8 protein-coding genes are annotated in these 12,000 nt (G+C 62.2%); 5 read left to right on the top strand and 3 right to left on the bottom strand.

Translation table 11 applies throughout. The annotated features are described in order from the left end of the window. Positions 1-28: 28 nt before the first annotated feature. The 3 genes from VGD45_RS06845 to VGD45_RS06835 all read right to left on the bottom strand — a co-directional run bounded on the left by VGD45_RS06845 (position 29) and on the right by VGD45_RS06835 (position 5,834). Positions 29-538: a hypothetical protein gene (locus tag VGD45_RS06845; RefSeq protein WP_331154529.1), complete on the bottom strand. Its 510-nt coding sequence runs from the start codon at positions 536-538 to the stop codon at positions 29-31. 98 nt (positions 539-636) lie between these two features. Continuing rightward, complete coding sequence (locus VGD45_RS06840) at positions 637-2,832, bottom strand: hypothetical protein (protein ID WP_331154528.1); 2,196 nt, start codon at positions 2,830-2,832, stop codon at positions 637-639. 134 nt (positions 2,833-2,966) lie between these two features. Continuing rightward, complete coding sequence (locus VGD45_RS06835; RefSeq protein ID WP_331154527.1) at positions 2,967-5,834, bottom strand: LysM peptidoglycan-binding domain-containing protein; 2,868 nt, start codon at positions 5,832-5,834, stop codon at positions 2,967-2,969. Between the two features lie 381 nt (positions 5,835-6,215). On the opposite strand from VGD45_RS06835, the gene VGD45_RS06830 reads away from it, so the two are divergent. The 5 genes from VGD45_RS06830 to VGD45_RS06810 all read left to right on the top strand — a co-directional run bounded on the left by VGD45_RS06830 (position 6,216) and on the right by VGD45_RS06810 (position 11,972). Next, entirely contained in the window at positions 6,216-6,758 is a 543-nt protein-coding gene (locus VGD45_RS06830) for an ECF-type sigma factor (protein WP_331154526.1), read from the top strand. Positions 6,759-6,775: 17 nt separating this feature from the next. Continuing rightward, complete coding sequence (locus tag VGD45_RS06825; protein WP_331154525.1) at positions 6,776-9,607, top strand: tetratricopeptide repeat protein; 2,832 nt, start codon at positions 6,776-6,778, stop codon at positions 9,605-9,607. Positions 9,608-9,691: 84 nt separating this feature from the next. Next, positions 9,692-10,552 (top strand): hypothetical protein, encoded by an 861-nt coding sequence (locus VGD45_RS06820; protein WP_331154524.1) that lies wholly within the window; start codon positions 9,692-9,694, stop codon positions 10,550-10,552. Positions 10,553-10,593: 41 nt separating this feature from the next. Beyond that, the gene (locus VGD45_RS06815) at positions 10,594-11,727 is read left to right on the top strand and encodes an FHA domain-containing protein (RefSeq protein ID WP_331154523.1); all 1,134 of its coding nucleotides are present in this window, start codon (positions 10,594-10,596) and stop codon (positions 11,725-11,727) included. Further along, complete coding sequence (locus VGD45_RS06810; protein ID WP_331154522.1) at positions 11,724-11,972, top strand: hypothetical protein; 249 nt, start codon at positions 11,724-11,726, stop codon at positions 11,970-11,972. The genes VGD45_RS06815 and VGD45_RS06810 overlap by 4 nt, the downstream gene beginning before the upstream one ends. Positions 11,973-12,000 lie beyond the last annotated feature (28 nt).

The raw sequence follows: 12,000 nt of genomic DNA, 5'->3' as shown, positions 1-12,000 counted from the left end.
GATTGCAGCAACGCCGCGCGCGGCCGAGCTACAGCGACAGCTTCTCGACGGCGATGCTGCCATCGTCCCGGCGCGTCGCCCGGATCCGGTACAGCTTGGAGGTCTCGAAATTCATCGAGAAGAATTCGACGGTGTGGCGGTTGTTAGAAAACGCGGGCGGGCTGACTCGATGGCCGGACTTTGCCGCGCGCTCCGCGGCCACACGCGCCTCCTTGGCGTCGTAGAGCACCTTGCCTCGCCCGGCCTGCGGATGGAATCGCGCGATGACTTCCGCCCAAATGCCGGCGTCGCTCTGTGAGCCGCATGCATCGAGGATCTTGCTCGCGGCCGACGGATCGCTTTCCGAGACGACTTCGTCGCCCGGCAGCAGAGCATAGCTCGGATCGTGAGACTGAGGCGCGCGCCGATGCGAAACCACGAAGAACGCACAGTTGCCGGCAGTCAGGCGATCCAGACGCTCGACCACCGTGTCGCTGGCCTGCCAGCGATATTCCGCTTGCGCAAGCTGCGATACCTTCGCTGCGGCGTCGTTGTCCAAGGCAGTGGCTCCTTCAGCAGCATGACCGGACCCGGTAGCAAGCATGTAGGCTGACATGAGAAACCTCAAGTGTGCGGAAGCCATGATCGGTAGTCGGCTCAATCGTTGGTCAGGTTACCCTGGGGTCGGGTCGCGAGCGCCCCGCCATTGGTCGGATCGAGCGTGGCGGCGTTGGCGGCCGTGACATCGTTTCGGCCCAGCAATCGCTCCATGAAGGCAATGATCTGCTCGCTCTCGGTCCCGCCGTTCTGCAGCGCCTGCGCGATATTCTCATACGCGCCATCGGTGGCCGTCAGCATGAACCTCACGCGATCGAGGACCTCGTCGACGGTCGGATCACGCCCATGTTCCGCTCGGAATCCGACATAGAAACCGCGGTACTCGGCATTGAAATACTCGAAGGTCTCCGACACCGTGTCGCCGTTGACGAGATGATTCACCTCGTGCGCGAACGTATGAGTGACCAGGTGCATCGTGTCGTCGTTGGTCGTATCCAACGGGCCGTTGCCTGCGTCTACGAAGCCGCGGAACAGATGAAACTCGTCGTCCAGCGCGGTGCCGAAGGTCCCATTGGGAGCTTCGAAGTCCATGGTATAGGGCGCGTCGGCGGCGAGAAATTTATCCAGCGTGTTAGCGATCACCGTCGCGTCGCCACCGTTGTACTGCGACAGGAACGCGACCAGCTTCAGGGCGCGTTGCTGATCCTCGATTCCGAAGTCCTGGAACCAGTCCTTCTGGATCAGCCGTTCCAGATTGGCGATGGAGCGGCTGTCGGGATAGTTCGCGACCTGACTCAGCACCGCGGTCTTTTGTTCCGTGGACAGCTCGGCGAACTGCCCGTCTTCCAACAGCGAGCGAATGGACTCGGGGACACGTGAGTCGCTGCCGTTCGTCAACGCGCGCGTGACGAGGTCACGATCCGATTGCGGAAGCGCGCGGAATTCCGGCGAGTTCTCGATCGCGATTCGGGTCAGCGCGGCGGTTCGCTGCCCGGCCGTCATGCCGGAAGTTTCGAGCAGCGTTTTCACCTCGGCCATCGTTAGCGCGTTACCGCCGCTATTCCGGAATATTTCCGCGACCAGTCGCTTGTCCCCGTCCGGAAGCGCCTGGAATTGCGACGAGTTGTACAACTCGCTGGCCGTGGTCAAGCGATGCGGCGTCAGCCCGGAGATGAAGCTTTCGACATCCGCCAGCGCGTCCTCGCCGCCCAGCTTCAACAACCGGAGCGCGTCTTTCAGATCGTCGGGCGCATGCGGATCGGCGAGCAGCGCGTCGATATCGTTCGGCCCGATGTCGCCGTCGAGGCCGCCGTTACCGTCGGCAGTATCGAGCAGCCGGTGATACTGCTCGCCCGAAGGAACTTGATCCTTCACGGCGTTGAGATCGTTGCGGCTGATCGTGCCGTCGACGCTGCGTTTACCCGCGCCGACATCGAGATAGTTGCGATAGGTCGGGCTGTCCAGCAGGAAGGCGGCGAGCGAGCGCTGTTCGGCAGTGAACCGGTCACCGCCGTCACGCACCGTCTGCAGATCTTCGATGCTGATCTTGCCGTCCGCTTCCGACCGGTCGTTTTCGTAAGCGGTATCGAACACCGCGAAGTCGCGATCGAGCACGTCCATCGCCGCGGGCAAGTCGCGAACCTGCGTCTGGATTCGATTCTCACGCAGCAGCTCGCCAGCGCGTCCGGGCAACGCTTCGGCAACGATGCCATGATCGCCGACGCCGCCAACGCTATCGACGTACTCCTGCACGATGTCATAGGCGCGCATGCGCTGAGCGAAATCCGCGTCCTGCGAAATCTGAGAATCGACAGCGTCAGCCACCTCTTGGCTGATGCGCGCGGGCAGGCCGTGTTGACGCAGCAGTTTTCCCGCCTGCCACGACAATGCTTCTTCCACGATGCCAGCATCGCCAATGCCACCCACGTCGTTGACATACGACTGCATCAGTTCGTACGCCTCGCGTCGCTGCTCGGGCGTCGCGTCTGCACCGAGCTGCGCATCGACAGCATCGACGACTCGATGATCCGCGACCGTCGGAATGTTATTTTCCTGGAGCAGCCGCGCGGCATATTCCGGAATGGCTTCTTCGACGATGCCGGCGTCGCCGACGCCGCCCATGTCGTTCACCTCGGCTTGCACCAGCTGATAGGCGCGCTCGCGCTGCTCGGCGGTCGCATTCTCGCCGAGGATCAGATCGACCTGCCGTTTGACCGTCGGCTCGATCGTGACCTGAGCCGGCTGGTGAGTGTCATAGACCGGTTGGTAGGAATAGGCCGAGATGAATGTGCTCATGAATCTCCCATCGATGGTCGAAGCGAGCCGGAGGCGATGCTCGTGACCATACCTGTTGGAGAGATTCGAAACAGTCGGCGCAGCGCCCTGCCGTCAAAAACAGAGCGAGCGCCCGACCATTGCGGACCCGGTGCTCAGGGTCTGCGAACTTCCAACACCGTCAGCACCGCATCCAATTGCGCTACAGACATCGGCCGCGCCGCGCCGCTCGCGGCGAACCAAGGCCGTTGTTCCGTATCGGGCACGACAAGCGAGTCGCTCTCGTGCGTCTGCTCGAAGCGACTCACATCGCCATCGATCTCATCGAGCGTGCGATGCAAGTTGTCGCGCAGAGCGCCGAGACGATCGTTGTCGATGGAATTCACCCACTCCACCGTTTGCCTCGCGTCGAGTCCTTTCAGCTCGCCGTACCGCATGAGTAACGGCACGACGCTATAGCCCTCGCCGCTGTGATCGTTCAACACATGCGCAGCGTCTGCATCGAAGCCGGCGTGCTCGAGGAAATTGGCAGTCGTGTCTGTTTGGAAACGATTGGCATGTTGCGACTGGCGAACGCCGTCGTAAATCCACAGCCCGACGGTTGCCAACGCGGCAGCACCAAATCCCAGCGGACCGGCCACCGCGGACGAGCCCAACGCGCCCCACGTCACGCCGCCCGCAACGACGAAGCTGAGGCTCGCGCCGAAATAGTCGCCCTGCCCGAGCCGGTTCAATCCGTCAGCGCCCGCCATCGTCGCGCCCAGCACGTGCACGAACTTTCCAGCGGTCTTCAGCGCCGAAACACCCGTGCCTTCCGGCCAGTTACGAAGCGCAGCGAACAGCTGCGTGCTATCTACTCCCACGCGCGCCGATTCCAAAACAACGTCGATTCCATTCCGCAGTCGAGGATCGTCACCAAAGCGGTCGACCGCGTCGACCAGGCCACTACCGACGATGGCCACCGCACTGGTTCGGAAGGCCAGATTGAACGGGCTGCTGCGTCCCAGGCTCGCGTCCAGCTTATCGAGCGCGTTGTTGGTGTTGCGCCCGACGTTGTTCGCATACTCGAATTGATCCACCGCGCCCGGCTCCGGTAGCAGGCCAAGCATGCCGTCCGCGACGTCGTTCAACTGATCCGGCGTGATCTGCAACACCGTCGCGAGACCCGAGTTATTCCGGAGAGCGTCTTCCAGCTGCGTGCGCATCGTTTCGACCGACGCTGGATTCGACAGATCGATGTTCGCCGCCGGCCCCATCACGTTCTCGCGCAAGTACGAGGAGACCAGCACGACAGCCAGCCCGTTGTCCTTGCCGACGATGCCGAGATCCGCGAATGTTTGAACGAGATTGTCACCGGCGGCGCCCCGAACCAGCGGCGGGTTCTGATTCAACGCCATGCCGACTGCAAGCTGCGCCTCCGGGCTCGACAGCAGTTCGGCGATGCGCTGGCGCATGCTCTCTTGCTGATCCGCAGGCACCGAGCTCAGCCCGGCTTCCAGCTGCTGAACCTGATTGAGCAGCGCCGTGCCATCGGTGGAGAGCTGCGAGCGCAACTCGTTCAGGCGATTTTCCCACTCAGGCCCTTTCTCGCTGACATACGCCTGAATCGCGTCATCGAGTTGCTCCGGCGACATCGCCGCGCCGCCGTTCTCGACGAGGAATCGCAACTCGTCCATGTGCTCGGCGTAACTCTCCGTATGGTCCGCGATCGTGCTGTCGCGGAATTGCTCGGCGCCTGACAGCGCATACTCGAACATTGAAACATCGCCAGGGAACGAGCCGCCCTCGCGTCCCAGCTCGATCAGATACGCGGGGCCTGCGCCCTCGAACACCGGCGTGCCCACGCCAGTCACATCCATCGTGCCGAGATCCACCAGGCGACTGACCAGACTGGAGCCGTTCGACGCGCTCCACACCCGATCGGCGATGCGCACCGCGGTCTGCGTTCCGTTGAAGCCGAGTACGGGGAATTGCTCGAGTTGCTGGAAAATATTCTCGTACTCGGGCAATGCCTGGTTCACGATGCCCGCCGCGATCTGCGGATCGAGACCCTCGGTGATCTCATCGAGTCGCGTAATCGCGGAATTCGTCTGCGGCAACACGTCCGGGTTTCGCGGATCGGTCGACGCCTCGCTCAATGGCTCATTGGCGTACTGAGCCGCCGCCTCGAACAAATCGGTCGCGCGCGGATCGGCCACCAACTTGCTGCGAATCTCGTCGGGTGCGGCTTGATAGCGCTGACTCAATGCTTCCAGTTGCTCGCGCGTATCGCCCGCTGCCGTAACGTCGTCGAGAATCATCTCGACTTCGCGATCCTGTTTGTAATCGACGAGCGCCGCGTCGATGGCTTCGCTCGCAAGCGGATCCTGTGCGTACACGGCGCGAATGTCAGCGCCGTGACGATCGATATCCGCGAGGGTGGGATCGGCGCCGGCTTGCTGCTCGATCTGATTTTCGAGCGCGGTTCGAAGCGCGTCCTCCGCCTCCGTTACCTGGTTCTGATACGTCCCCTCCCGCAATTCGACGCGCGTAGCGCCGTCACCGTTAGCGGCACGTCGCTGAGCCTGTTCGAGATTGCCCTGTGCAACCTGCAAATCGTGCACGGCTGTGGCGACATCACTGCCACCCGCATTCTGCCGTTGCGCCGGAATGGCCAGCGTGTCGCCGGTGAATAGCACATTGAAATCCGGAATCTGCGGATTGGCGTTCTCGAGGTCGGCCACGGGAACGCCATATTGGTCGGCGACGACTTGCATCGATTGCGCGCCCTGCACGCCGTGCGTATCGACAATCGGCAGGCCACCATGCTCTGCACTGACTGGAATGGTGATTTCCTGGCCCGCGCGAACACTGGTCGCGGACGACACATTGGGATTGGCGGCGAGCAATTCGTCGACCGTGATGCCGTAGCGCTGCGCTACGTCCGTCAGATCCTCGTTCGATCGCATCACATACGTCAGCTCCGACCAATAGCGGTCGTTACGCCCTGACTGATAGCCGCTGGACACTGGTTGGAACGTCACGCGATTTACTCCTGGGCTTCGATTGCGCCTACATCACAGCGGCTTGCTGTGACAGGAGAAAGATCGCGAACCGCCGCGGTGGAAAAATAGCCGCAGCGCCGGGTCGTTGCGGACCGGACGGTCGCGTTTCGTTCAGCTTCGCGGTGTCTGCCGGTTTAATCGGCTTGTCACCTGAACGTCAAATAATGAGCCGACGCGCTCGCGGTTTTTTGCAGTATTTACATACGAACACTGTCGCCAATCCGCGTCGCCCTCTGCGTCGAATGGACGCTGTACTTTATTAGCGCTCGTGTAAGAATCCCGACGCGATACGGATATCGCGCGGCCTGGCCTGTCGAGGCCACGAGCTGCGACGGAACATTCGCATTTAAAGGATCGTGAGTGCTCGAAAGCAATCGCCGCCATTCGCTGGAACCGACGATCGCCGCGCTGTTACCTGCGGTGTATGACGAACTGCGGCGGCTGGCCGCGACACAAATAGCCAGGCGCGCGCACGATGCGACGTTACAACCGACGGCGCTCGTTCATGAAGCGTGGCTGCGTCTCAGCCGTGCAGAATCGGCAGAATGGCAAAGCCGCGCGCATTTCATCGCCGCGGCCACCGAAACCATGCGGCATATATTGATTGACCGCGCCCGCCGGCGTCAGGCGTTGCGCCATGGCGGTGCGAATCAACATGTCGATATCGACGAAGTCGAGCTGGCCGAGACTTCCGAGGAGGACGATCAACTGCTCGCCATCAGCGCCGCCATCGACCGGCTCGTGGTAGAGCACCCGCAAGTCGCGGAGCTCGTGAAACTGCGCTACTTCGTCGGGCTCGAAATCAATGAAGCCGCTCTGGCTCTCGGCGTGTCCCGCGCCACCGCGAACCGCTGGTGGATGTTCGCGAGAACGTGGATTTATCGCGAGTTGCGCGATTCCTAGGGTCACACGCTGCGACCATGAGCCAGATGCAGCAGGAAGAAGCGCTGTTTTCCTCAGCGCTGGCGCTGCCCGATTCGGAACGCGCGCACTTTCTCGATCGCGCGTGTGGCGACGACCGGGCCTTGCGCGAACGTATCGACGCCCTGCTCGCCGGCGTGCAACCGGCCGCGGAGTTTATTTCGCCCGTTCTTTCAGCGTCCGCTGAAGATTCCAAGCTCGCGTGGCTGGAAGACCATGCGGAAGGCGAATGCATCGGCCCCTATACGCTGCTACAACAAATCGGCGAAGGCGGCTGCGGCGTCGTCTATCTGGCGGAACAATCGCAACCGCTGCAACGACAGGTCGCGCTGAAGGTCATCAAGCTCGGCATGGATACCCGGGCGGTGGTCGGCCGCTTCGAGGCCGAACGCCAGGTGCTGGCGATGATGGATCATCCGGGCATCGCCAAGGTGTTCGACGCCGGCGCGACGCCGACCGGCCGCCCCTACTTCGTCATGGAGCTGGTGCGCGGGATCAAGATCACCGATTACTGCGCCCAATGCCGGCTCACACCCGACGAGCGCATCCGGCTGTTCATACAGGTGTGTCACGCGATTCAGCACGCACACTCGAAGGGTGTCATTCATCGCGATATCAAGCCGTCGAACATCCTCGTGACCTTGCACGAAGGCGCGGCGCTAGCCAAGGTCATCGACTTCGGCGTGGCCAAGGCAACTCAAGGGCGCGCCGGCGACGTTACCGAGTTCACCGCCTTCGACCAGTTCGTCGGCACGCCCGCCTACATGAGCCCCGAGCAGACTTATCCAGGCAGCGGCGCCGTCGATGCTCAAAGCGATATTTACGCTCTGGGCGTCCTGCTGTACGAACTGCTGACGGGATGCTTGCCCTTTCAAGGCAGTGCTTCGTCGGACTCGCAGGTCGAGTCCATCAAGCAGCGCATTCGCGGCGACTCGCCGCAACGTCCGTCGCACAAGCTGCGTTCACTGTCTCCGGAACAAGCCTCGAATGCAGTCGAACGCGTTCGCGTCCCGCTGGCGCAGCTGAGCAAACATCTGCAGGGCGAGCTCGACTGGATCGTGCTTCGCTGCCTCGAAAAGGAGCCCAATCGTCGTTACGCGAGCGCCACTGAGCTTGCGCACGATCTGGAGCGTCATTTGCGGAACGAGCCCGTGCTCGCCCGTCCGCAAACGGCCGTGTATGCGCTGGCCAAATTTGCGCGACGGCATCGGGCTGTCGTCGGCATGTTCGCGGTATTCATTCTCTTTCTGGTCGGTGCCACAGTCATGAGCACATGGCTCGCCGTCCGCGCCAGGCAAGCCGAGCAACGAGCCCAGATCGAAGCCGCTTCCCGCGAGCAGGTCATCAACTTCCTGCGCGACGATCTGCTCGCTCAAGCGGGGCCGGACGAGCAGCCCGAGCCCGACGTAAAGCTGCGCACCGTGCTCGACCGTGCAGCGGCCAAGGCACGCGAGCGCTTCGTCGATCAACCCATTCTCGAAGCAAACGTCCAGCACACGCTCGCAACGACGTATGACGCGCTCGGCGCTTACGCCACGGCGCGCGAGCATCACGAACGTGCCCTAGAGCTGCGCCGAGAACACCTGGGCGAGGATCATCCAGACACCCTCAAGTCTCAAGCGTATCTCGTCAGCATCATGATCGCGGAATCGAGCTACGAGGAAGCAGAGCCGCTTGCGAGAGACACCCTCGATCGCATGACACGCGTGCTCGGAGCCGAACACTCCGACACATTGGCTCATGCCGGCAACGTCGCACTACTGCTCTACCAGCGCGGGAAGTTCGACGACATGGTGGCGCTGCTGACACGCATCCTGCCGCTTCAGCAGCGCTCACTGGGCGAAGCGCACGAAGAAACGCTCTCGACCATGAACAACCTCGCGATCGCGTATCGCAACCAGGGCAAGTACGAAGAAGCGGCACAGCTGCATTCGCAGGAGCTCGAAATCTGTCGCAAGGCATTGGGGCCAGAGCATCCCAGTACGCTGACCTCGATGAACAATCTCGCGAACGCCTATTCGGATCTTGGCCGGTACGACGAGGCGCTCGCGCTCAATCGGCAGGGCTTCGAGGTGTCGCGCCGTATTGCCGGCGAGGATCATCCCGAGACGCTCATCCTCCGTCACAACCTTGCCACCAATCATCGCGAGGTCGGCGATCTCGAAACCGCCGAGCGCATGCAGATCGACACCGTCGAACGCTCGCGACGGGCCATCGGCCCCAATCACACCAACACGCTGCGAGCCGAAAACTTGTTGGCGTCGATCTATCGGGATCGCGGCAAGCTCGACGCCGCCGCCGAGTTGCAGGCCAGCGTGGTGGAACGTGCAACGAGCGAGTACGGCGCCGATCATCCGATCGCGATCGTCACTGCCACGCATCTGGCGCAAACGTATCACGAACAAGGCAAGACGGCGCAGGCGGAGGAACTGCTGCGTGCACAAGCCCCACGCGCCGTGGAAGTGTTCGGCCCGACCGAGTCGTACACGCTCGACTTGAACGATCGACTCGCTGCCGTGCTGATCGCGAGTGGCAAGTTTTCCGACGCTCTCAATCTGCTTCGCGAGACAACGGCGCAACGACAGCGCACGGCGCCCGATCATTGGCGCACGTTGAATGCCGAGAGCCTGCTCGGGACTGCGCTCGCAGGCGCCGGCTTGCGCGAAGAATCCGAAAGGATGTTAACGAGCACGTATGAACGCTTGATTGCAACACGCCTGCCCGCCTACGAAGCGCGGCTGCGCCAGCGCACCGCTCAAGCGCTCGTCACGCTTTATGCGGCGTGGAAGCCAGCGCAAGCCGCGCGCTGGAAAAATCTCATTTCTGAGTGAGCCTTCTGACTCCCCGATTTCGTAAGTAGCAGTAGGACCGAACTCCGCGTCGGTTCCGACTAGCAACGAACGAAGGGAGCAGACATGAGGACATGTCCGCATTGCTCCAGCGCGCAGAGCTGGAAGTTGGGCGACGGACGTTACAAGTGCCAGGGTTGCGGCCACCGGTACAGCTGGCGTTCAGTCTGGGAATCCGTGCGGCTCACCGAGCCCGCCAAGACGCAGCTGCTGAGCGCCTTCGTGCAAGGTGCATCCGTTTATAGCCAACGACACGAAGCGGATGCTTGTGTCGACACCAAGGAACGCTTCTATCGATTGATTCGCGCCTGTTGCGCCATCGACGCGCGTGTGAGTCGCTCCGCATTCGCGCTGGCTCAGTGTCGGCCGGCTCCATCGCAACATCGCAGTGGCTTTCGCGGCTGGACGACTGCCACGCGTGTACTAGTCCTCGGCATCGGCCAGCAGGATGGCTCTGTCGTAGTCGCCGCGCCTGACGGCCCTGCTGAAGCAAGCGTGCCTTTGCTTCGTGAACGCACTGCTGTCGGCGGAGTGTGGACCATCGACCATCGCCAGGCGCTCGCGAATCTTCAAGTGCGCGGCCGCTATGTGATCGTCAACACTCGGAGCACGGCTCCGCTCGGTCCCAGCGCGATCGAAGAATTCTGGGGCTTCGCGAAAGAGCGCCTGCACGCGCTTCGCAAGATCCCCTGCAGCTTTTTTCATCTGTACCTCGGCGAGCTGTGCTTCCGTTTCAATCATCGGCACGAGGATCTGCTCGCGCTGCTGATCGATCAGCTGCATGCCACATCGATTCAAAGCGCGCGCGCGGTCATCGACGATTCGGCGGCGGAGCTGAGCGACCGAGGCACGCGTGGTCCGAAACCGCCGGGTGCTCCGGACGTTTTCTCCTCACGACCTGCGTTTTCCGTTGGCGACGTCACATGACGAGGCTAACGTCTTGTGCATCACACTCACGGTGAACGCACGTGTCCGAACGTCACGTAACAACCGAAGCGTCAGCGAACAACCTCCTCAGACAGATCTACGTGCTGAGCGGGCTGCATCATGGCGCGACCGCGGAGTTGCCGGGCGAAGGCAAGATCGTGATTGGTTCGGACTTCTCCTCGGGCGTCGTCCTCTGCGACGGCGGCGTCGCGGCGGCTCATTGCCAGATCAGCTCGGATAGATTCGGTATGAGCTGTCGAGCCCTGGATGCGCCCATCGCCATCGACGGCCGGCGCATCGCGCCTGGCGAAATCGCCGCGCTGAGCGACGGACAAATCGTGGAATGCGGCAAGGCCGCCTTCAGCGTCGGCGCATCGTCGACCGATTGGCAGCGCCTTCAGCAACGACTCGCCTCGCGTGGCAAGGAGACCGGCGCGATCGGTTCGCTGCGCAAAGTGAATCCGTATGTGCTGTTCGCGACGTTGCTGGTCGGTTTGACCGGCGCACTGAGCCTGACTTATGCGGCGCTCTCCACCCCGGAAGCCGGTGACATGCCTTCCAGAGTGGACGCCGCTCGACAGTGGCTTGCGAACATCGCGCCTACGGGCGGCGAGCTGGAGATCGGCATCGATCAACGCAATGGACGCGAGCTGCTACTGTCCGGCTACGTGCCCAGCAACGATCATCGAATCAAATTGAGCAACGATGCCGCGGCATCGAGCTTCCGGCCGCGCGTCGAAGTGTTTGCGACGGATGAGATGCTCGAAGCGATGTCGCGAATGGCTTCTCTCGCACGCGTCGCCTGCGAACCTCAGTATCGGGGCGGCGGCCAACTCGCGTGCACGCATGCAGTGCCCTCGGAAGAGGACGCCTCCCGCCTGCGCATGTTGGCTAAAGATGTGCCCGGCCTGCGTCTACTCGATCTCCAAGTGCTGCCACCCGCGCAAGTCGCCCAGGCAACGCCGAAAGCGCAGCCCAACCAGATCACGCAGCGCTTCTCGGTGCTGATGTGGCGGCAGCAGCGCTACCTCGTCAACGAGGTCGGCAAGCGTTATCGCGAAGGCGACGAGTTCGACGGTTTCAACATCAAGCGCATCGAGCTCGATCGCGTCGTGTTCGCACGCGACGGACGCGAATATGAGTTCTATGTCGCCGCATTCGGGAAGCGCTCATGAACCTGGTGAAACCCGAGGATCCAGACACTTACGGCGAGCTCGCGCGTCGATTGCATGACGATGCGAGCGACAGCGTGCTCACCGAATATCGTAGTTGTTTCGAGCAGGCGCGCGATAACGCGCGACAGCGTTTGCACGAGCCCTTGCCCGAAGAGGAATTCCGGACCCAGCAAGCTCTCGCTCAAAGCACCGATCTGTCGATCGAAGTGCTGGAGGCGGTGCACGCGAGCTTGCGGGGTTGTTAAGAACAGTCGCAGCGATGCGATTGCATTG

Origin of the sequence: Steroidobacter sp., from assembly GCF_036402275.1 — a bacterium.
Classification (GTDB): domain Bacteria; phylum Pseudomonadota; class Gammaproteobacteria; order Steroidobacterales; family Steroidobacteraceae; genus Steroidobacter.
This window is presented reverse-complemented; position numbering and strand designations above follow the sequence as displayed.